The following is a 17,691-nucleotide window of genomic DNA, read 5'->3' on the forward strand; positions in this document are numbered from 1 at the left end:
GTGCTCTGTTGTCTTAACTCTTGTATCGGAAGGTGATGCGGCCCTTGCTCAGGTCGTACGGGCTCATCTCCACCTTCACCTTGTCGCCGGGCAGGATCCGGATGTAGTGCATGCGCATCTTGCCGGAGATATGCGCCACGATCACGTGGCCGTTCTCCAACTCCACACGGAACATGGCATTGCTCAGCGCCTCCTTGATGACGCCGTCCTGCTCTATGGTCCCCGCCTTGCTCATGCCTTTCGTCCTTCTTGTCCCTTGTTCTTCGTTCGTCTTCCTTGTCCTTTCGTTCCCACTATGCCGCTCCCTGGGGTGCGGGCACCATCCAATCACCTTTCGCTCTCAGCACATCCTCGATGTGACTGAACGTTGATAGGACCTCGACCCGGCCGTTCCTTACGGCGACGTCGTGCTCGAAGTGTGCGCTGGGCTTGCCGTCGCGTGTCACGATCGTCCATCCGTCGCCAAGCTGCTTCACCTCCTTGCCGCCCATGTTGATCATGGGTTCGATGGCGAGCACCATGCCTTGGCGCAGTTTCACGCCGTGGCCGCGCCGGCCATAGTTGGGCACTTCCGGCGCTTCGTGCAGCTTGCGGCCAAGCCCGTGCCCGACCAGTTCGCGCACCACGCCGTAACCGTTGCTTTCGGCATGTGTCTGTATCGCGTGCCCGATGTCGCCGGTCCGGTTGCCTTCCACGGCCTGCGCCATGCCCTTGTCCAGGCATTCGCGCGTCACGGTCAGCAGCCGCTTCACGTCGGCGGCTATGTCGCCCACCGCGAAGGTGTAAGCGCTGTCGCCGTAGAAACCGTTCATCAGCACACCGCAGTCCACGCTGGCGATGTCGCCCTCGCACAACTCGCGGTCACCGGGCAGACCATGCACCACCTCCTCATTCACACTGATGAGCAGTGTGCTTGGGCAGCCGTAAAGGCCCTTGAATCCGGGCACTCCCCCATGGTCGCGGATGAACTCCTCCGCCAGACGGTCGAGGTCACCGGTCACAACGCCGGGGGCGATGTTCTTGGCCACTTCGGCCAGGGTCCTACCAACAAGCAAAGAACTCTCTCTCAACACGGCGATCTCATCATCGCCCAGGTGGCCCACCGTTTTCGCCATGCCTAACCGGCCATGCCGAACGCGGTGCCACCCGATCTTCCCTTGATCCGGCCCGACTTCATCAGACCGTCATAATGCCTCATCAACAAGTGGCTCTCGATCTGTTGGAGGGTATCCAACAGCACGCCAACCATGATCAGCAGCGAAGTGCCGCCGAAGAACTGCGCGAATCCCTGCTTGATGCCGAACATCATGGCGAAAGCGGGCAGGATGGCCACCAGCCCCAGGAAGATGGCGCCCGGCAGCGTGATGCGGCTGAGCAATTCATCGATGTGGTTGGCCGTCTGCTTGCCCGGCTTCACCCCGGGAATGAACCCGCCGTTGCGCTTCATGTCGTCGCTCAACTGGTTCGGATTCACGGTGATGGCGGTGTAGAAGTAGGTGAAGGCCACCACCATGAGGAAGAGGGTGAAGTTGTAGAAGAAGCCCTGGCTGTTGGCCATGCTGATGAGCCACATGGGGGGTTCCTCGAAGGCCTGCGCCACGTACATGGGAATGAGCACGATGGCCTGGGCGAAGATGATGGGCATCACACCAGCGGCGTTCACCTTCAGCGGGATGTAGTTGCGCACGCCGCCATATTGCTTGTTGCCCTGCACGCGCTTGGCGAACTGCACCGGTATGCGCCGCGTGCCCTGCACCAGCAGTATGCAGCCCGCGATGATGAGCACCCAGATGACCACTTCCACCAACAGCAGCACCAGGCCGCCACCGCCGGGTCCCAGGCGCCCCACCACCTCCTGTGCGAAGGATTGGGGCAGCATGGCCACGATGCCGATCATGATGATCAGCGAAATGCCGTTGCCCAGGCCGCGCTCCGTGATGCGCTCACCGAGCCACATGACGAAGAGCGTGGAGGCCGAGAGGATGACGATGCTGGTGAAGAGCCAGAACTGGCTGTCCGGACGCGCATCGGGTTCAATGGTGGTGTAGATGTAGCCCGGGGCCTGGAACACGCAGATGAGGATGGTGAGGTAGCGGGTGTACTGGTTGATCTTGCGGCGGCCGCTCTCCTCCTTCTGCATCTTCTGCACGGCGGGCACGGCGATGCCCATGAGCTGCATGATGATCGAGGCCGAGATGTAGGGCATGATGCCCAGGGCGAAGATGGAGGCGCGCGTGAAGGCGCCACCGGTGAAGATGGCCAGGATCTCCGCGATGCCACCGCCCCCGCTGGCGCTGGCCGCCATCTTCACGCTGTCCACGCCGGGCAGCACGATGAAGCTGCCGATGCGGTACACCAGCAACAGGCCCAGCGTGATGAGGATGCGCGTGCGCAGTTCCTCGATGCGCCAGATGTTCTTGATCGTTTCGATCAGGTTCTTCATGCCTTCTCAGCTACCGTTGCGATGACCTGTGCACTGCCGCCCTTGGCCTCAATGGCCGCCTTGGCCGTTGCGCTGAAGGCGTGCGCGGTGATGTTGAGCGCGGCCTGCAGTTCGCCGCGGCCGAGCACTTTCAAGCGATCGTTCCTGCCCAGCAGTCCATTGGCGCGCAGCACGCCGGGATCGATGGAGGCAAGGCCCTTCTCCTCGGCCAGCATACGCAGGGTATCGAGGTTGATGCCCTTGTATTCCACGCGGGTGGGGTTGGTGAAGCCGAACTTGGGAACGCGACGCACCAGCGGCATCTGGCCGCCTTCGAAGCCACGCTTGCTGCTGTAGCCGCTGCGGCTCTGGGCGCCCTTGTGGCCGCGCGTGCTCGTGCCACCACGTCCGCTGCCCTGGCCGCGGCCGATGCGCTTCTCCTTCTTCGTGGCCCCCTTGGCGGGCTTCAGTCTGCTCAGGTCCATGTGTCTTCTTGGTTGTCCGGCGCGGGGCCGGGTCGGGGTCTATTCAGGGTTCAGGCCTCCTGCACGGATACGAGGTGGTGCACCTTGGCCACCATGCCACGCACCTGCGGGGTGCCTTCCAGTTCGTTGCGCTTGCCGATGCGGCCCAGGCCCAGGGCGCGAAGGGTGTCCTTCTGGCGCTTGGGGCACTTGATCCAGCTGCGGGTCTGCGTGATGATGAGCTTGCTCATGGTTCGTGCGCCGGGCTTCCGGCGATGGTCTTGCTTATCCGTTGAACACTTTGTCGAGCTTCACACCGCGCTGCATGGCCACCTGGTTGGCGTCGCGCATGCTGGTGAGGGCCTCGATGGTGGCCTTGACCACGTTGTGGGGGTTGCTGCTGCCCTTGCTCTTGGCCAGCACGTCGGTCACGCCAACGCTCTCCAGCACGGCGCGCATGGCGCCACCGGCGATCACACCGGTACCGTGCGCGGCGGGCTTCAGCAGCACCTTGGCGCCGGCGAATTTGCCCTCCTGCGTGTGGGGGATGGTGCCTTTGGCCACGGGTACCTTCACCAGGTTCTTCTTGGCGTCGTCGATGCCCTTGGCGATGGCCTCCTGCACCTCCTTGGCCTTGCCCAGGCCATGGCCCACGACACCGTTCTCGTTCCCCACCACCACGATGGCGGCGAAGGTGAAGGTGCGGCCACCCTTGGTCACCTTGGTCACGCGGTTCAGCGCCACGAGCTTGTCCTTCAGCTCCAGATCGCTGCTCTTGACCTTCTTGATGTTCGTCTCAGACATGGTGTGCGGTGTGATCAGAAGTTGAGGCCGGCTTCGCGGGCGGCTTCGGCCAGGGCTTTCACCCGGCCATGATAGAGATATCCGTTGCGGTCGAAGACCACCGTTGCGATACCGGCGGCCTTGGCCTTCTCGGCGATGGCCTGGCCCACGAGCTTGGCCTGCTCGATCTTGGGAACGCCGGTGGCCTTCTTGTCCTTCAGCGAGGAGGCGCTAACCAGGGTGCGGCCCTCCTCGTCATCGATGATCTGGGCGTACATGCCGGTGTTGCTCCGGTATACCGAGAGGCGCGGGCGCGCGGTGGTGCCCGTCACCTTGCGGCGAACGCGCTGCTTGATCTTCAGTCGGCGTGCGATGCGGTCGAATGCCATGGCTTCAATGCTTATTTACCGGCGGCCTTGCCTGCCTTGCGGCGAACCTGCTCGCCCACGAAGCGGACACCCTTGCCCTTGTATGGCTCGGGCTTGCGCAGGGAGCGCAGCTTGGCGGCCACCTGGCCGATGAGTTGTTTGTCGGCCCCTTCGAGCCGGATGATCGGGTTCTTGCCCTTTTCCTGGGCGGCGCTCACCTTCACCTCGGCCGGAAGCACCAGGGTGACGGTGTGCGAGAAGCCAAGCGCCAGCTGCAGTTGCTGGCCCTTGGTGGTGGCGCGGTAGCCCACGCCCACCAGCTCCTGTTCGATGACGTATCCTTCGCTCACGCCCTTCACCATGTTGGCGAGCAGGGCACGGTAAAGGCCGTGCTTGGCGCGGTGCGGCTTGGCGTCGCTGGGGCGCTCCAAGGTGATGACGCCGTCCTCGTTCTTCAGCTTCAGGTCCGGGTCCACGGCCTGGGCCAGGGTGCCCTTGGGGCCTTTCACCGTCACCAGGTTCTTGTCGCTGATGGTGATCTCCACGCCCTTGGGCAGGGAGATGGGTGCTTTTCCGATGCGTGACATGGTGCGTGGTGGATCAGCTTACGTAACACAATACCTCACCACCCACATTCAGTGTGCGCGCTTCCTTGTCGGTGAGCACACCCCTGCTGGTGGAGATGATGGCCACGCCAAGACCGTTGAGCACGCGCGGCAGTTCCTGCACGTGGGCGTAACGGCGCAGACCCGGGGTGCTCACACGCGTGAGTTCGCGGATGGCGCTCTGGCGGGTGCGCGGATCGTACTTGAGGGCGATCTTGATGATGCCCTGCTTGCCGTCCTCCTCGGTCTTCCAGGAGAGGATGTAGCCCTTGTCGTAGAGGATCCGCGTGATGTCCTTCTTCAGGTTGCTCGCGGGCACCTCCACGACCTTCTTGCGCGCCTGGATGGCGTTGCGCATGCGGGTCAGGTAATCGGCGATGGGATCGGTGGTCATGGTCTTTGGTCTTGTTGTGGCGCGTGGTGCTGCGCTCTTACCAGCTGCTCTTGGTCACCCCGGGGATCTTGCCCTCCAGGGCCATGAGACGGAACATGTTCCGCGATATGCCGAACACGCGCATGTAGCCCTTGGGGCGGCCGCTGATGCCGCAGCGGTTGTGCATGCGCACGCGGCTGCCGTTGGCGGGGAGCTGCTGGAGCTTCTCCCACTCGCCGGCCTTCTTCAGCGCCTCGCGCTTGGCGGCGTACTTCTCCACCATGCGTGCGCGCTTGCGCTCGCGGGCTTTCATGGATTCCTTGGCCATGGTCTTCTGTTCTTTTTCGGTCGCTTACTTCTTGTCGGAGAAGGGGAAGCCCAGCTCGGTGAGCAGTGCTTTGGCCTCCTCATTGGTGCGGGCGCTGGTCACCACGGTGATGTCCATGCCCTGGATCCTGCTCACCTTGTCGATGTCGATCTCCGGGAAGATGATCTGCTCCTTCACCCCGAAGGTGAAATTGCCCCGGCCATCGAAGCCGCTGGCCTTCACCCCGCGGAAGTCACGGGTGCGGGGCAGGCTCACGGCGATGAGGCGGTCGAGGAACTCGAACATGCGGTCGCCACGCAGGGTGACACGCGCGCCGATGGGCATGCCCTTGCGCAGTTTGAAGTTGCTGATGTCCTTTTTGGAGACGGTGGGCACGGCCTTCTGGCCGGCGATGATGCTCATCTCGGCCACGGCGTTCTCCACGATCTTCTTGTCGCCCACGGCGCTGCCCAGCCCCTGGTTGAGGCTGACCTTCAGGATGCGGGGCACCTGCATGGGACTGGTGTAGCCGAACTCCTTCTGGAGCTTGGGGGCCACCTCGTTCTGGTATTTGGCGCGAAGCCGGGGTACGTAGCTCATCACTTGATCACCTCACCGGTGCGTTTGCTGTAGCGTGCAAGCCGGCCTTCCACCTCCTTGCGGCCCACGCGGGTGGCTTCGCCACTCTTGGGGTCGATCAGCATCAGGTTGCTGATGTGGATGGGGCCCTCCTTCTCGATGATGCCTCCCTGGGGGTTGGCGGTGGTGGGCTTGCTGTGCTTCTTGTTGATGTTGAGACCCTCGATGATGGCGGTGCAACGCTCGCGGTCCACCTCCAGCACGCGACCCTGCGCGCCGCGGTCCTCACCGGCGAGCACCTTCACCAGGTCGCCTTTCTTGATGTGCGTCTTGTTGGCCATGGCTCAGAGTACTTCGGGTGCCAGGGAGATGATCTTCATGAACTTCTTCTCGCGCAGCTCCTTGGCCACCGGGCCGAAGATGCGGGTGCCCTTCATCTCGCCAGCGGGATCGAGGATCACCACCGCGTTGTCGTCGAAGCGGATGTAGCTGCCGTCCTTGCGGCGGGTCTCCTTGCGGGTGCGCACCACCACGGCCTTGTGCACGGTGCCCTTCTTGGTCTGGCCGTTGGGCATGGCGTCCTTGATGGATACCACGATGGTGTCGCCGATGCGGGCGTAGCGGCGGCCGCTGCCACCGAGCACGCGGATGCAGAGCACCTCCTTGGCGCCGCTGTTGTCGGCCACGTTCAGCCGGGATTCCTGTTGGATCATCGCTCTGGTCGGTTTACTTGGCCCGTTCGATCACTTCCACGAGGCGCCAGCGCTTCAGCTTGCTGATGGGCCGGGTCTCCATGATGCGCACCGTGTCGCCCACGTGCGCCTCGCCCTTCTCGTCGTGCGCCATGAACTTGCTGGAGAGCTTCACGAACTTGCCGTACTTGGGGTGTTTCACGCGGCGCTCCACCACGACGGTGACGCTCTTGTCCATCTTGTCGCTGGTGACGACGCCGATGCGCTCCTTGCGCAGGTTGCGTTCCATGGTGGTGCTCATTTCGCTTGCTGTTGGAGTTCGCGCATGCGCAACTCGGTGAGGATGCGGGCCACGTCCTTGCGCTTCAGGCGCAACTGGGCGGGGCTTTCCACGGGGCTTACCGTGTGGCTGAAGCGCAGCTTGGTGAGCGAGGAGCGTTCCTCGGCCAGCTTGTCCTGCAGCTCCTGCACGGTCAGGTCCTTCAATTCAGTGCCTTTCTTCTTCATCGCTCCTGTGGCTTATTGGCCGTCGTGGTCCTCGCGGGCCACGAACTTGGTGGGGATGGGCAGTTTCTGGGCGGCCAGGCGCAGGGCCTCCTTGGCGGTGGCCATGGGCACACCGTCCACTTCGAAGATGATCCGGCCGGCATGGCACACGGCCACCCAGTGGTCCAGGGAGCCTTTGCCTTTGCCCATGCGCACCTCGGCGGGTTTGCTGGTCACGGGCTTGTCCGGGAACACCTTGATCCAGACCTGGCCTTCACGCTTCATGTGGCGGGTAAGGGCCACACGGGCGGCCTCGATCTGGCGGCTGGTGAGCCATACGCTCTCCAAGGCCTTCAGGCCGAAGGTGCCCAGGGTGACACGATGGCCGCGCTGGGCCATGCCCTTCATGCGGCCCTTGTGCATATTGCGGCGTCTGCTGCGCTTGGGTTGCAACATGGCGATCAGAGTTTGTTGCGGTCGGCCCCGCGGTTCATTCCACCTCCACGACGCTCGCCACGATCACCGCCTCCGCGGCGTTCACGGCGCTCACCTCCACCACGCGGGCCCATGGGACGTGCGCCCGGTGCGCCCTTGGCCTGGCCCTGGTTGGGGCTGAGGTCCTTCTTGCCATACACCTCGCCACGGCAGATCCAGCACTTCACGCCGATGCGCCCCATTTTGGTGTGGGCCTCGGCAATGGCGAAGTCGATGTCCGCACGCAGGGTGTGCAGGGGCACGCGGCCCTCGCGGTAGCTCTCCGTACGGGCGATCTCGGCACCGTTGAGGCGGCCGCTCACCGTGAGCTTGATGCCCTCGGCGCCCATGCGCATGGTGCTGGCCACGGACATCTTCATGGCGCGGCGGAAGCTGATGCGCCCCTCCAACTGGCGGGCGATGCTGTCGGCCACCAGGCGGGCGTCCAATTCGGGGCGCTTGATCTCGAAGATGTTGATCTGGACATCCTTGCCGGTGAGCTTCTTGAGCTCCTCGCGCAGCTTGTCCACCTCGGCGCCGCCCTTGCCGATGATGACGCCGGGGCGGGCGGTGTTGATGGTGACGGTGACGAGCTTGAGGGTGCGCTCGATGACGATCTTGGCCACGGACGCCTTCTTCAGGCGGGCCATGAGATACTGCCGGATGCGCTCGTCCTCCACGAGCTTCTCACCGTAGTTCTTTCCGCCATACCAGTTGCTGTCCCAGCCCTTGATGAAGCCGAGGCGGATGCCGGTAGGATGTGCTTTCTGTCCCATGTTGTCTTGTTCTCGGCGAGTGGTCAGTTCACGGTATCGACGATGAGGCTAACGTGGTTGCTGCGCTTGCGCATGCGGTAGGCTCGGCCCTGTGGTGCGGGCAGCATGCGCTTCAGGCTGCGGGCCTCGTCCACGCGTACGCTCTTCACCACCAGGCCGGCCTCGTCGGCCTTGCGGCCATCGTTCTTGGCCTGCCAGTTGGCGATGGCGCTCATCAGCAGTTTCTCCAGGTCGCGGCTGCTGTGGCGTGTGCTGAAGCGCAGGATGCCCAGCGCCTGGCCCACCTCCTTGCCACGGATCAGGTCGGCGACCTGGCGCATGCGGCGCGGGCTGGTGGGCACATTGCGAAGCTGTGCCATGGCCACGGTCTTGCGGGCCTCCTTGCGGGCGTCAGCGGCGAGTTTCTTGCGGGCTCCCATGTGGATCAGTTCTTCTTGTTGCCGGAGTGCCCGCGGAAGGTGCGCGTGGGCGCGAACTCGCCCAGCTTGTGGCCCACCATGTTCTCGGTCACGTACACCGGAATGAATTTGTTGCCGTTGTGCACCGCGATGGTCATCCCCACGAAGTCGGGGGTGATGGTGCTGGCGCGCGACCAGGTCTTGATCACGTTCTTCTTGCCCGAGGCCTGGGCCTCGCCTACACGCTTGGTGAGCTTGTAGTGGACGAAGGGCGGTTTCTTGAGTGAACGGCTCATGGTCTAACTGGTGGTTCAGGCGCCTTTCTTGGCGTTGATGCGTTCGATGATGAACTTGCTGGTCGGGTTCTTCGGCCTGCGGGTCTTCTTGCCCTTGGCCAGGAGGCCCTTGCGGCTGCGCGGGTGTCCACCGCTGGCGCGGCCTTCGCCACCGCCCATCGGGTGGTCCACCGGGTTCATGGCCACGGCGCGGGTGCGCGGACGGCGACCCAGCCAGCGGCTGCGGCCGGCCTTGCCGCTCTTCTGCAGCATGTGCTCGCCGTTGCCCACGGTGCCAACGGTGGCCAAACAGGTCACCAGCACCATGCGCACTTCGCCGCTCGGCATCTTCAGCGTGGCGTAGCGGCCTTCACGGGCGCTGAGCTGGGCGAAGGTGCCGGCGCTGCGCGCGATGGCGCCGCCCTTGCCGGGGTGGAGTTCGATGTTGTGCACCACCGTGCCCAGGGGGATCTCGCTCAGCGGAAGCGTGTTGCCCACTTCGGGCGGTACGCCGTTGAGGCCGCTCAGCACGGTCTGGCCCACCTGCAGGCCGTTGGGGGCCAGCATGTAGCGTTTCTCGCCATCGGCATAGAACAGCAGGGCGATGCGCGCGCTGCGGGAAGGATCGTACTCGATGGTCTTCACCGTGGCGGGGATGCCGTGCTTGTCGCGCTTCAGGTCCACCGTGCGGTAGCGCTGCTTGTGACCACCGCCGAGATAGCGCATGGTCATCTTGCCCTGGTTGTTGCGGCCGCCACTCTTGTGGATGCCACGCGTCAGGCTCTTCTCCGGGACGTTGGTGGTGACGCCCTCGAAATCGGTGATGACCCGGTGGCGGGTGCCGGGGGTCACGGGGTTGAGTTTTCTGATGCCCATCTCTGCTCGATGCTACGGGGTCAAATGCTGCTGTACAGGTCGATGGTCTCGCCTTCCTTCACGGTGACGATGGCCTTCTTGTAGCTGGAGGTGCTCCCCCGAAGGATGTTCGTCTTGGTGTAGCGGGTGCGGTCCTTGCCACGGCAGATCATGGTGCGCACACCGGTGACGGTGACGCCGTACTCCTTCTCCACCGCCTGCTTGATCTGCACCTTGTTGCTGGTGCGGGCCACCTCGAAGCCGAAGCGGTTCTGCTTCTCGCCCTGGGCGGTCATCTTCTCGGTGACGATGGGCCGTATGATGATCTGGCTCATGGCTTACTTGGTGAGGGTGGCCTCCAGCACCGCGATCGCGTCCTTCACGATCAGCAGTCCGTTGGCGTTCATGATATCGTAGGTGTTCAGGTCGCTGGCCGTCACCACGCGGGCACCCTGGATGTTGCGCGCGCTGAGCAGCACATTGTCATCCTTGGTGGGCACCACCAGCAGGCTCTTGCGCGTGCCCAGCTCGAAAGCCTTGAGCAGCGCCATGTAGTCCTTGGTGCGCGGGGCGCCGATCTCCACGCCATCGAGCACCTTGATGGCGCCGTCCTTGGCCTTGTGGGTAAGGGCGCTGCGGCGGGCCAGGTCCTTCACCTTCTTGTTCAGTTTGAAGTGGTAGTCGCGCGGCTTGGGGCCGAACACGCGGGCGCCACCCTTGAACAGGGGGTTCTTGATGGAACCCTTGCGGGACCCACCGGTGCCCTTCTGGCGGTGCAGCTTCTTGGTGCTGCCGCTCACCTCGCTCTTCTCCAAGGTCTTGGCGGTGCCTTGGCGCTTGTTCGCCAGGTGCTGCTTCACGTCCAGCCAGATGGCGTGGTCGTTGGGCTCGACCGCGAAGACGGCGTCGCTGAGCTTGGCCTTCTTGCCGGTGGACTTGCCGTCCTTGCCGTAGATCTCGAGTTCCATCTTACTTCCAGATGATCACGATGCTGCCCTTGGGACCGGGAACGGTGCCCTTGAGCAACAACAGGTTCTTCGCCGAATCCACCTTCACCACACGGAGGTTCTCGGTGGTGATCTTCTTGCCTCCGGTGCGGCCGGCCATGCGCATGCCCTTGAACACGCGGCTGGGGTAGCTGCTGCCGCCCAGCGATCCGGGCGCGCGGCTACGGTCATGCTGGCCGTGGGTGGCCTCGCCCACGCCGCTGAAGCCGTGGCGCTTCACAACGCCCTGGAAGCCCTTGCCCTTGCCGTTGCCGGTCACCGTCACGTAGCTGCCCTCCTCGAAGAGGTCCACGCCGATCGTGTCGCCGAGCTTCAGGTCCTGCTCGAACTCCTTGAACTCGTGGGCCTTCTTCTTCACCGTGGTGCCGGCCTTCTTGTAGTGCCCTTTGAGGGCGGCGGGGGTGTTCTTCTCCCGGCGCTCACCGAAGGCGAGTTGCACGGCCTCATAGCCGTCCTTCTCGGAGGTCTTCACCTGGGTGACCACATTGGGCGTGGCCTCGATCACGGTGCAGGCCACCAGGTTCCCGTCCGTGTCGAACAGGCTGGTCATCCCGATCTTTTTGCCGATCAATCCGCTCATGGCTTCTTCGTTCTAACCGGTCAGACTTTGATCTCCACGTCCACACCGCTGGGCAGTTCCAGCTTCATCAGCGCATCGATGGTCTTGCTGCTGGAGCTGTAGATGTCCATCATGCGCTTGTAGCTGCAGAGCTGGAATTGCTCGCGGGCCTTCTTGTTCACGTGCGGCGAGCGCAGCACGGTGAAGATGCGCTTGTGGGTGGGCAGGGGAATGGGGCCGCTCACCACCGCGCCGGTGCTCTTCACCGTCTTCACGATCTTCTCGGCGCTCTTGTCGACGAGGTTGTGGTCGTAGGACCGCAACTTGATCCGGATCTTCTGGGTCATCGCTGGTGGCTTGTTAGGCTGATACTTTGCCGCGCACCTTGGCCAGCACGGCCTCGGTGACGTTGTTGGGTGCTGGGTCGTAATGGCTGAACTCCATGGTGCTGCTGGCACGGCCGGAGCTCATGGTGCGCAGGGAGGTGACGTAACCGAACATCTCGCTCAAGGGCACGGTGCCGCGGATCGCCTTGGCGCCGGAGCGGTCCTCCATGCCCTGGATGGTGCCACGGCGGCGGTTGAGGTCGCCCACGATGTCGCCCATGTTCTCCTCGGGGGTGATCACCTCGATCTTCATGATGGGCTCCAGCAGCACGGGCTTGCACTTGGGCAGCGCGGTGCGGAAGGCGCTCTTGGCGCAGATCTCGAAGCTCAACGCGTCGGAGTCCACGTTGTGGAAGCTGCCATCGTAGAGGGTCACCTTCAGGCTTTCCATGGGATAGCCCGCCAGCACACCGTTCTTCAGCGAGGCCTCGAAGCCTTTCGCCACGGGCTGGATGAATTCCTTGGGGATGACACCGCCCTTGATCTCGTCGATGAACTCCAGCCCGGTCTTCTCCGGATCGGTCTGGGGCTCGATGCGCACATGGATGTCGGCGAATTTGCCGCGGCCACCCGTCTGCTTCTTGTACAGCTCGCGGTGTTCCACGGTGCCGGTGATGGCTTCCTTGTACTTCACCTGCGGTGCGCCCTGGTTGCATTCCACCTTGAACTCGCGCTTGAGGCGGTCCACGATGATCTCCAGGTGCAGTTCGCCCATGCCGCTGATCACGGTCTGGCCGGTCTCGTCGTCGGTATGCACCTTGAAGGTGGGGTCCTCCTCGGCCAGTTTGGCCAGGGCGGCGCCCAGCTTGTCCAGGTCGGCCTGGGTCTTGGGCTCCACGGCGATGCCGATCACCGGCTCAGGGAAGCTCATGCTCTCCAGAACGATCGGATTGTTCTCGTCGCAAAGGGTATCGCCCGTGCGGATGTCCTTGAAGCCCACGGCGGCACCGATGTCGCCGGCCTCGATCACCTCCACAGGATTCTGTTTGTTGGAGTGCATCTGGAAGATGCGGCTGATGCGCTCCTTGTTGCCGCTGCGCATGTTGCGCACATAGCTGCCGGCAGGGACCGCACCGCTGTAACAACGGAAGAAGGCCAGGCGCCCCACGTAGGGGTCCGTGGCGATCTTGAAGGCCAGGCTGGCCATCGGCTCGGAAGCGTCGGGCCTGCGGGTGACCTCCTCGCCCGTGTCGGGGTTGGTGCCGGTCACCGCCTCGATGTCCATCGGGCTGGGCAGATAGGCCATCACCGCGTCGAGCATGGTCTGCACACCCTTGTTCTTGAAGGCGCTGCCACACAGGATGGGCGTGATGCTCATGCTGATGGTGCTCTTGCGGATGGCGTTCATGATCTCGGCCTCGGTGAGCGACTCGGGATCATTGAAATACTTCTCCATCAAGGAGTCGTCGCTCTCGGCCACGGCCTCGATGAGCTTGTCGCGCCACTCCTGCACGGTGTCCTTCAGGTCGTCGGGGATGGGCACCTCGTTCCAGGTCATGCCCTGGTCGGATTCGTTCCAGACCATGCCCCGGTTGTTGATCAGGTCCACCACGCCTTTGAAGTCGGCTTCGGCGCCGATGGGCACCTGCAAGGGCACGGGCTTGGCGCCCAGGCGCTCCTTGATCTGGCCCACCACACGGAAGAAGTCCGCACCGCTGCGGTCCATCTTGTTGACGAAGCCCAGGCGGGGCACCTTGTACTTGTTGGCCTGGCGCCATACGGTCTCGCTCTGGGGCTCCACGCCGCCCACGGCGCAGAAGAGCGCCACGGCACCGTCCAGCACGCGCAGGCTGCGCTCAACTTCCACGGTGAAGTCCACGTGGCCCGGGGTGTCGATCAGGTTGATCTTGTACTTCTCACCGCGGTAGTCCCAGCTGGTGGTGGTGGCGGCGCTGGTGATGGTGATGCCACGCTCCTGCTCCTGTTCCATCCAGTCCATGGTGGCGGCCCCGTCGTGCACCTCGCCGATCTTGTGGACCAGGCCGGTGTAGTACAGGATGCGCTCGGACGTGGTCGTCTTGCCGGCATCGATGTGCGCCATGATGCCGATGTTGCGCGTATATCTGAGGTCCCTCTTGGCCATCTTGGTCTGTGCTACACGGTGGGATCAGAAACGGAAATGGCTGAAGGCCTTGTTGGCCTCGGCCATGCGGTGCACTTCCTCTTTTTTCTTGAAGGCCGCGCCCTCCTCCTTGGAGGCGGCCAGCAGTTCGTTGGCCAGGCGCATCGCCATGCTGCGCTCGTTGCGCTCGCGGGCGTAGCCGATGAGCCACTTCATGGCCAACATGCGCTTGCGGTCCTCACGCACGGCCTGCGGGATCTGGAAGTTGGCCCCGCCCACGCGGCGGCTGCGCACCTCCACCTGGGGGGTCACGTTCTGCAGGGCCTTGCGGAACACCTCCAGGCCTTCGCCACCACTCTTTTCCGTGGCGATGTCGATGGCCGCATAGAAGATGTCCAGGGCCTTGGTCTTCTTGCCCTCGAACATCAGGTTGTTCACGAACTTGGTCACGAGCACATCGCCGAACTTGGGATCCGGCAGGATGGTGTGTTTCGCCGCTTTCTTGCGCATGGTCGTCTAAGGCGTCAACGGTTACTTCTTCTTGGCGGGAGCTTGTCCGGGCTTCGGACGCTTGGTGCCGTACTTGCTGCGGCGCTGGTTGCGGCCCTCCACCCCGCTGGTGTCGAGCACGCCCCGTACGATGTGGTACTTCACGCCGGGCAGGTCCTTCACCCGGCCGCCACGCACCAGCACGATGCTGTGTTCCTGCAGGTTGTGGCCCTCGCCACCGATGTAGGCGATCACCTCATAACCGTTCACCAGGCGCACCTTGGCCACCTTGCGCAGGGCCGAGTTCGGCTTCTTGGGCGTGGTGGTGTACACCTTGGTGCAAACACCACGGCGCTGCGGGCAGCGGGTCAGGGCGACCGACTTGCTCTTGTACACAGGGGTCTCGCGACCCTTCCGGATGAGCTGTTGGATGGTAGGCATGAGGTCCTTTCGTCTTGGCTTTCAGGCGTTTCCGCATATCCCTTGGCGAAAACGGGCTGCGAAGGTAATCCAAAGCCTTTTTTCAACCGGGTGAGGTCAATGAATTTTTTCGGAGACCACCTGTCATGCGGCCGTCCGGGGGCGATGAAGACCATCGCAGGGAAGGGCATATCCCCCTGATTACCTAGCGATGGCACGACAAACCTCCGTCGACGGAGTGTGCTCCGATCCGCCGTGCGAAAGACCCTGGAATGAACAGGGCGGGCAGCATGTGGAGATTACCTTTGTTCGCATCATATGATCTGAATGGATGTCGGCAGCATCACCCTCTACAGCATTTCGCCCCGCATGCTGGGCCTGCTGACGAGCATCCACCAGCACCTGGGCGAGGTACATGCCCGCCACCTGCAACTCTGTCCGGCGGAACTGGCCATGGCCTACCGCGTGAGCAGCGTGCACGCCACCGTGGCCATAGAGGGGGGCACCCTGGAACCCGTGCCCGTGGCGGACCTCCTGGCGCACGGCGCCGCACCTTCCCTACCAGCCCATTTCGAGGTGCTCAACACACACCGGGTGCAGGAACTGCTTCCCGCCTTGGACCCCTATACCGCGCAGGACCTGCGCCACGCCCATGCCGTGCTGATGCACGGCCTGGCATTGGATGCCGGCCACTTCCGCAGCGGACCCATGGATGTGCTCTATGGCGACCCCGAACCCCTGCGCGTGGCCTCGGCCCATGACCTGCCCGCCACCGTGCAGGAGTTGCTCCAGTACGCCGAGGAGGATGACTTCCCGCCCCTGCTCACCAGTTGCGTAGTACACTTCGGCCTCATCTACCTGCGGCCTTTTACTGCCGGCAACGGCCGCCTGGCCCGGCTGTGGCAGCGGCGCCTGCTCATGCGCCATTGGCCGGTATTCGCCTACCTGCCCGTGGAGGCCTTCATCCACCAACGCGAACCCGCCTACCACGCCGCGCTGGAGTACGCCGACCGCCGGGGTGATTGCGGCGGCTTCATCACCTACCTGCTGGAACGCATCGACGAGGCCCTGACCGAACTGCTTTCAGAAGGCGAACCGGTACGCGGTGCCAATGACCGCATGGCCGTCTTCCTGGCCCAAGCCACAAAGCGGCCCTTCCGCCGGAAGGACTACCTGGCCTTCTACCCGGAGCTGAGCACCGCCACGGCGACCAGGGATCTGCGGGAGGCGGTGGATGGCGGCTTGCTGCAGATGGAGGGTGAAGGGCGGGGGGTGACCTACCAGAAGAAGTAGCGCCCTACTCCACCACCACCCTCGTATGCCGCTGCCCTTCGGGGTCCGTGACCCGTAACACATAGGTGCCCCTGCCGAAGCGCGAGAGGTCCACCTCTTCCAGCGTGGCGCCGGTGGGCAGTGGGCGCTGGTACAGCAATCTCCCCATGGCGTCGTACACCGAATAGTAGCTCTCGGCCATCAACGGGTCTGCGAACTCCACGGTGAAGCGACCCAGGGTGGGGTTGGGGTACACGCGCATGGCGCGTAGCTTGGTAGGCCGGTATTGCTGCACACTGGTGACCACGCAAGCATCGTACACATTGATGGGATCGAAGATGGTGTCGTTCACAAAGGCAGGGTGAACGGTGGCGCCATCGATGGAGGTAAGCACGAAATTGCTATCCGTGGGAAAGAGGTCCAGTACCTGAACGGGGTGTTGGCGCTCCAGACAGGAGAAGTGGCCCAGGCTATCCGTCTTGAAGATATAGGGGAGGCCGGTGTTCATCTCTGGCAGATCGCCCCATACACCACCGCTGATCAAATAGCCTCCGTCCGAATGCGCCAATAGGTCCTTCGTGAAGTAATCATAGCCACTTGCTCCCCCGGACCGTGTCCAAAGCGTATCGCCGTTCAAGTCGGTCTTCATCAGAAAAGGCCGTAAGAAGAAATTGTACCCCGGATGCCCCAAGGTGGCCAGCACCACATAGTTGCCATCCAAGGCTTTTACGATGCGAGAACTCTGCCCTGTGTACCAATAGTTCGGTGCGCTGTCATAACCCCGGGACCATTGTACTTCCCCAGCACCGTCCAGTTTCATCATGAAGAGCTTCGGCTGGAACGTGGTAGGCAGCGGGATGAACGGGTTCGTGGAAGCCGTGCTATCCGTGTAGCCGGTGATGATGAAGGCATCGTCCGACTCGATCAGCGCGTCGTGCAACATCCCTCGGGGGCGGATATAGGACTTGCACCAGAGAAAATTGCCGTTCGCATCCATGCGTGCCACCACCGCCCCGGCCGTGTCCATGTTGATGCCCGCCAGCAGGTCGCCGCCGGGCAGTTCTTTGATGAACTGAAAAGCGGCTTGATGACTGAACCGTTTGGCCCATACCGGCTCCCCGGCAGCATCAACCTTCAGTGCGAAGAATCTATAGTCGCGAGTCCCCCAAGCGATGGCTCCTCCCTCTCCACTTAATATATCGAGATCTCCAGCCATGTTTGAGCACTCGGGTGCGTTTAGAGCATAATGGTGAATAGACAAGATGTTGCCTATAGAATCCATCCGTCCAATCACGGGATATGTTTTTTTCGCTCCGGTGGTCGAGCAAGTATCCTTCCAGTATCCGCCCACAAAATAGAATTCGTTTTCAGTATATTTTTTGATAGATTGCATCACTACAAAAGTATCAATATAATAAGCATGACTGTGTATTATCACACCATCGTTATTGGAAATTGATGTTCCGGTTATATTGATACTAAATGAATTCACAACAATGGTCAACACATTCCCACTATTCAGTTCAATCAGGTTGAATTTCCCAGCAGCACCACCAGAATATATTCTTTCATATACTGGCTGAGACAAGACCCAGCAGAACTGAATGGAAGACAACAGGAGCAAGGTCAACCTCATCAT

29 protein-coding genes are annotated in these 17,691 nt (G+C 62.7%); 1 reads left to right on the forward strand and 28 read right to left on the reverse strand.

Annotated features, from left to right (window positions below):
- Positions 1 to 13: 13 nt before the first annotated feature.
- The 27 genes from infA to rpsL are packed head-to-tail and all read right to left on the reverse strand — an operon-like array spanning position 14 to position 14,801.
- Positions 14 to 235, reverse strand: a complete 222-nt coding sequence (infA, locus tag KIT10_08280) for a translation initiation factor IF-1 (protein MCW5899255.1) — start codon at positions 233 to 235, stop codon at positions 14 to 16.
- 58 nt (positions 236 to 293) lie between these two features.
- A complete protein-coding gene (gene map, locus KIT10_08285) occupies positions 294 to 1,115 on the reverse strand; it encodes a type I methionyl aminopeptidase (GenBank protein MCW5899256.1) in 822 nt (273 codons plus the stop codon).
- A gap of 2 nt (positions 1,116 to 1,117) precedes the next feature.
- Complete coding sequence (secY, locus tag KIT10_08290) at positions 1,118 to 2,443, reverse strand: preprotein translocase subunit SecY (GenBank protein MCW5899257.1); 1,326 nt, start codon at positions 2,441 to 2,443, stop codon at positions 1,118 to 1,120.
- A complete protein-coding gene (gene rplO, locus KIT10_08295; GenBank protein MCW5899258.1) occupies positions 2,440 to 2,907 on the reverse strand; it encodes a 50S ribosomal protein L15 in 468 nt (155 codons plus the stop codon). The genes secY and rplO overlap by 4 nt, the downstream gene beginning before the upstream one ends.
- Before the next feature lie 50 nt (positions 2,908 to 2,957).
- Positions 2,958 to 3,137 carry a 50S ribosomal protein L30 gene (rpmD, locus tag KIT10_08300; protein MCW5899259.1) on the reverse strand — a complete coding sequence of 60 codons (180 nt, stop codon included), beginning with the start codon at positions 3,135 to 3,137 and terminating at the stop codon, positions 2,958 to 2,960.
- Positions 3,138 to 3,171: 34 nt separating this feature from the next.
- Entirely contained in the window at positions 3,172 to 3,690 is a 519-nt protein-coding gene (gene rpsE / locus KIT10_08305) for a 30S ribosomal protein S5 (GenBank protein ID MCW5899260.1), read from the reverse strand.
- Positions 3,691 to 3,704: 14 nt separating this feature from the next.
- Positions 3,705 to 4,058: a 50S ribosomal protein L18 gene (gene rplR / locus KIT10_08310; protein ID MCW5899261.1), complete on the reverse strand. Its 354-nt coding sequence runs from the start codon at positions 4,056 to 4,058 to the stop codon at positions 3,705 to 3,707.
- A gap of 11 nt (positions 4,059 to 4,069) precedes the next feature.
- A complete protein-coding gene (gene rplF, locus KIT10_08315; GenBank protein MCW5899262.1) occupies positions 4,070 to 4,624 on the reverse strand; it encodes a 50S ribosomal protein L6 in 555 nt (184 codons plus the stop codon).
- A gap of 13 nt (positions 4,625 to 4,637) precedes the next feature.
- The gene (gene rpsH / locus KIT10_08320) at positions 4,638 to 5,036 is read right to left on the reverse strand and encodes a 30S ribosomal protein S8 (GenBank protein MCW5899263.1); all 399 of its coding nucleotides are present in this window, start codon (positions 5,034 to 5,036) and stop codon (positions 4,638 to 4,640) included.
- 37 nt (positions 5,037 to 5,073) lie between these two features.
- Positions 5,074 to 5,343 carry a 30S ribosomal protein S14 gene (gene rpsN, locus KIT10_08325; protein ID MCW5899264.1) on the reverse strand — a complete coding sequence of 90 codons (270 nt, stop codon included), beginning with the start codon at positions 5,341 to 5,343 and terminating at the stop codon, positions 5,074 to 5,076.
- Positions 5,344 to 5,367: 24 nt separating this feature from the next.
- Positions 5,368 to 5,922, reverse strand: a complete 555-nt coding sequence (gene rplE, locus KIT10_08330) for a 50S ribosomal protein L5 (GenBank protein ID MCW5899265.1) — start codon at positions 5,920 to 5,922, stop codon at positions 5,368 to 5,370.
- On the reverse strand, positions 5,922 to 6,242 hold the full coding sequence (gene rplX, locus KIT10_08335) for a 50S ribosomal protein L24 (GenBank protein MCW5899266.1): 321 nt from the start codon (positions 6,240 to 6,242) through the stop codon (positions 5,922 to 5,924). The genes rplE and rplX overlap by 1 nt, the downstream gene beginning before the upstream one ends.
- A 3-nt stretch (positions 6,243 to 6,245) precedes the next feature.
- Entirely contained in the window at positions 6,246 to 6,614 is a 369-nt protein-coding gene (gene rplN / locus KIT10_08340) for a 50S ribosomal protein L14 (GenBank protein MCW5899267.1), read from the reverse strand.
- A gap of 13 nt (positions 6,615 to 6,627) precedes the next feature.
- Positions 6,628 to 6,882 carry a 30S ribosomal protein S17 gene (gene rpsQ, locus KIT10_08345; GenBank protein MCW5899268.1) on the reverse strand — a complete coding sequence of 85 codons (255 nt, stop codon included), beginning with the start codon at positions 6,880 to 6,882 and terminating at the stop codon, positions 6,628 to 6,630.
- 8 nt (positions 6,883 to 6,890) lie between these two features.
- On the reverse strand, positions 6,891 to 7,100 hold the full coding sequence (rpmC, locus tag KIT10_08350) for a 50S ribosomal protein L29 (protein ID MCW5899269.1): 210 nt from the start codon (positions 7,098 to 7,100) through the stop codon (positions 6,891 to 6,893).
- Between the two features lie 12 nt (positions 7,101 to 7,112).
- Positions 7,113 to 7,535, reverse strand: a complete 423-nt coding sequence (gene rplP / locus KIT10_08355; GenBank protein ID MCW5899270.1) for a 50S ribosomal protein L16 — start codon at positions 7,533 to 7,535, stop codon at positions 7,113 to 7,115.
- A gap of 5 nt (positions 7,536 to 7,540) precedes the next feature.
- Entirely contained in the window at positions 7,541 to 8,329 is a 789-nt protein-coding gene (rpsC, locus tag KIT10_08360; protein MCW5899271.1) for a 30S ribosomal protein S3, read from the reverse strand.
- Positions 8,330 to 8,352: 23 nt separating this feature from the next.
- Entirely contained in the window at positions 8,353 to 8,748 is a 396-nt protein-coding gene (gene rplV / locus KIT10_08365; GenBank protein MCW5899272.1) for a 50S ribosomal protein L22, read from the reverse strand.
- A gap of 5 nt (positions 8,749 to 8,753) precedes the next feature.
- Positions 8,754 to 9,023: a 30S ribosomal protein S19 gene (gene rpsS / locus KIT10_08370; GenBank protein MCW5899273.1), complete on the reverse strand. Its 270-nt coding sequence runs from the start codon at positions 9,021 to 9,023 to the stop codon at positions 8,754 to 8,756.
- Positions 9,024 to 9,038: 15 nt separating this feature from the next.
- Positions 9,039 to 9,878 (reverse strand): 50S ribosomal protein L2, encoded by an 840-nt coding sequence (gene rplB, locus KIT10_08375; GenBank protein ID MCW5899274.1) that lies wholly within the window; start codon positions 9,876 to 9,878, stop codon positions 9,039 to 9,041.
- A 20-nt stretch (positions 9,879 to 9,898) separates the two neighbouring features.
- On the reverse strand, positions 9,899 to 10,192 hold the full coding sequence (rplW, locus tag KIT10_08380; GenBank protein ID MCW5899275.1) for a 50S ribosomal protein L23: 294 nt from the start codon (positions 10,190 to 10,192) through the stop codon (positions 9,899 to 9,901).
- Between the two features lie 3 nt (positions 10,193 to 10,195).
- Positions 10,196 to 10,825, reverse strand: coding sequence for a 50S ribosomal protein L4 (gene rplD / locus KIT10_08385; GenBank protein MCW5899276.1), 630 nt, complete (start codon positions 10,823 to 10,825; stop codon positions 10,196 to 10,198).
- A 1-nt stretch (position 10,826) separates the two neighbouring features.
- Positions 10,827 to 11,444 carry a 50S ribosomal protein L3 gene (gene rplC / locus KIT10_08390; protein MCW5899277.1) on the reverse strand — a complete coding sequence of 206 codons (618 nt, stop codon included), beginning with the start codon at positions 11,442 to 11,444 and terminating at the stop codon, positions 10,827 to 10,829.
- A gap of 20 nt (positions 11,445 to 11,464) precedes the next feature.
- Complete coding sequence (gene rpsJ, locus KIT10_08395; protein ID MCW5899278.1) at positions 11,465 to 11,770, reverse strand: 30S ribosomal protein S10; 306 nt, start codon at positions 11,768 to 11,770, stop codon at positions 11,465 to 11,467.
- A 13-nt stretch (positions 11,771 to 11,783) separates the two neighbouring features.
- Positions 11,784 to 13,892 carry an elongation factor G gene (gene fusA / locus KIT10_08400; protein MCW5899279.1) on the reverse strand — a complete coding sequence of 703 codons (2,109 nt, stop codon included), beginning with the start codon at positions 13,890 to 13,892 and terminating at the stop codon, positions 11,784 to 11,786.
- Between the two features lie 24 nt (positions 13,893 to 13,916).
- Positions 13,917 to 14,381 (reverse strand): 30S ribosomal protein S7, encoded by a 465-nt coding sequence (gene rpsG, locus KIT10_08405; protein ID MCW5899280.1) that lies wholly within the window; start codon positions 14,379 to 14,381, stop codon positions 13,917 to 13,919.
- A 21-nt stretch (positions 14,382 to 14,402) separates the two neighbouring features.
- Complete coding sequence (gene rpsL / locus KIT10_08410; GenBank protein ID MCW5899281.1) at positions 14,403 to 14,801, reverse strand: 30S ribosomal protein S12; 399 nt, start codon at positions 14,799 to 14,801, stop codon at positions 14,403 to 14,405.
- Between the two features lie 306 nt (positions 14,802 to 15,107).
- Between rpsL and KIT10_08415 the strand changes: the two genes are divergently transcribed.
- The gene (locus tag KIT10_08415) at positions 15,108 to 16,073 is read left to right on the forward strand and encodes a Fic family protein (GenBank protein MCW5899282.1); all 966 of its coding nucleotides are present in this window, start codon (positions 15,108 to 15,110) and stop codon (positions 16,071 to 16,073) included.
- Positions 16,074 to 16,077: 4 nt separating this feature from the next.
- Here KIT10_08415 and KIT10_08420 read toward each other — a convergent pair whose 3' ends face one another.
- The gene (locus KIT10_08420) at positions 16,078 to 17,691 is read right to left on the reverse strand and encodes a T9SS type A sorting domain-containing protein (protein ID MCW5899283.1); all 1,614 of its coding nucleotides are present in this window, start codon (positions 17,689 to 17,691) and stop codon (positions 16,078 to 16,080) included.

It is taken from the genome of Flavobacteriales bacterium, from assembly GCA_026129465.1.
In the GTDB taxonomy this organism is placed as follows: Bacteria; Bacteroidota; Bacteroidia; order Flavobacteriales_F; family PHOS-HE28; genus PHOS-HE28.

Excerpts from the sequence above, each read along its gene's own strand:
- infA (MCW5899255.1), bottom strand. The coding sequence starts at position 235 with ATGAGCAAGGCGGGGACCATAGAGCAGGACGGCGTCATCAAGGAGGCG.
- map (MCW5899256.1), bottom strand. The coding sequence starts at position 1,115 with ATGGCGAAAACGGTGGGCCACCTGGGCGATGATGAGATCGCCGTGTTG.
- secY (MCW5899257.1), bottom strand. The coding sequence starts at position 2,443 with ATGAAGAACCTGATCGAAACGATCAAGAACATCTGGCGCATCGAGGAA.
- rplO (MCW5899258.1), bottom strand. The coding sequence starts at position 2,907 with ATGGACCTGAGCAGACTGAAGCCCGCCAAGGGGGCCACGAAGAAGGAG.
- rpmD (MCW5899259.1), bottom strand. The coding sequence starts at position 3,137 with ATGAGCAAGCTCATCATCACGCAGACCCGCAGCTGGATCAAGTGCCCC.
- rpsE (MCW5899260.1), bottom strand. The coding sequence starts at position 3,690 with ATGTCTGAGACGAACATCAAGAAGGTCAAGAGCAGCGATCTGGAGCTG.
- rplR (MCW5899261.1), bottom strand. The coding sequence starts at position 4,058 with ATGGCATTCGACCGCATCGCACGCCGACTGAAGATCAAGCAGCGCGTT.
- rplF (MCW5899262.1), bottom strand. The coding sequence starts at position 4,624 with ATGTCACGCATCGGAAAAGCACCCATCTCCCTGCCCAAGGGCGTGGAG.
- rpsH (MCW5899263.1), bottom strand. The coding sequence starts at position 5,036 with ATGACCACCGATCCCATCGCCGATTACCTGACCCGCATGCGCAACGCC.
- rpsN (MCW5899264.1), bottom strand. The coding sequence starts at position 5,343 with ATGGCCAAGGAATCCATGAAAGCCCGCGAGCGCAAGCGCGCACGCATG.
- rplE (MCW5899265.1), bottom strand. The coding sequence starts at position 5,922 with ATGAGCTACGTACCCCGGCTTCGCGCCAAATACCAGAACGAGGTGGCC.
- rplX (MCW5899266.1), bottom strand. The coding sequence starts at position 6,242 with ATGGCCAACAAGACGCACATCAAGAAAGGCGACCTGGTGAAGGTGCTC.
- rplN (MCW5899267.1), bottom strand. The coding sequence starts at position 6,614 with ATGATCCAACAGGAATCCCGGCTGAACGTGGCCGACAACAGCGGCGCC.
- rpsQ (MCW5899268.1), bottom strand. The coding sequence starts at position 6,882 with ATGGAACGCAACCTGCGCAAGGAGCGCATCGGCGTCGTCACCAGCGAC.
- rpmC (MCW5899269.1), bottom strand. The coding sequence starts at position 7,100 with ATGAAGAAGAAAGGCACTGAATTGAAGGACCTGACCGTGCAGGAGCTG.
- rplP (MCW5899270.1), bottom strand. The coding sequence starts at position 7,535 with ATGTTGCAACCCAAGCGCAGCAGACGCCGCAATATGCACAAGGGCCGC.
- rpsC (MCW5899271.1), bottom strand. The coding sequence starts at position 8,329 with ATGGGACAGAAAGCACATCCTACCGGCATCCGCCTCGGCTTCATCAAG.
- rplV (MCW5899272.1), bottom strand. The coding sequence starts at position 8,748 with ATGGGAGCCCGCAAGAAACTCGCCGCTGACGCCCGCAAGGAGGCCCGC.
- rpsS (MCW5899273.1), bottom strand. The coding sequence starts at position 9,023 with ATGAGCCGTTCACTCAAGAAACCGCCCTTCGTCCACTACAAGCTCACC.
- rplB (MCW5899274.1), bottom strand. The coding sequence starts at position 9,878 with ATGGGCATCAGAAAACTCAACCCCGTGACCCCCGGCACCCGCCACCGG.
- rplW (MCW5899275.1), bottom strand. The coding sequence starts at position 10,192 with ATGAGCCAGATCATCATACGGCCCATCGTCACCGAGAAGATGACCGCC.
- rplD (MCW5899276.1), bottom strand. The coding sequence starts at position 10,825 with ATGGAACTCGAGATCTACGGCAAGGACGGCAAGTCCACCGGCAAGAAG.
- rplC (MCW5899277.1), bottom strand. The coding sequence starts at position 11,444 with ATGAGCGGATTGATCGGCAAAAAGATCGGGATGACCAGCCTGTTCGAC.
- rpsJ (MCW5899278.1), bottom strand. The coding sequence starts at position 11,770 with ATGACCCAGAAGATCCGGATCAAGTTGCGGTCCTACGACCACAACCTC.
- fusA (MCW5899279.1), bottom strand. The coding sequence starts at position 13,892 with ATGGCCAAGAGGGACCTCAGATATACGCGCAACATCGGCATCATGGCG.
- rpsG (MCW5899280.1), bottom strand. The coding sequence starts at position 14,381 with ATGCGCAAGAAAGCGGCGAAACACACCATCCTGCCGGATCCCAAGTTC.
- rpsL (MCW5899281.1), bottom strand. The coding sequence starts at position 14,801 with ATGCCTACCATCCAACAGCTCATCCGGAAGGGTCGCGAGACCCCTGTG.
- KIT10_08415 (MCW5899282.1), top strand. The coding sequence starts at position 15,108 with ATGGATGTCGGCAGCATCACCCTCTACAGCATTTCGCCCCGCATGCTG.
- KIT10_08420 (MCW5899283.1), bottom strand. The coding sequence starts at position 17,691 with ATGATGAGGTTGACCTTGCTCCTGTTGTCTTCCATTCAGTTCTGCTGG.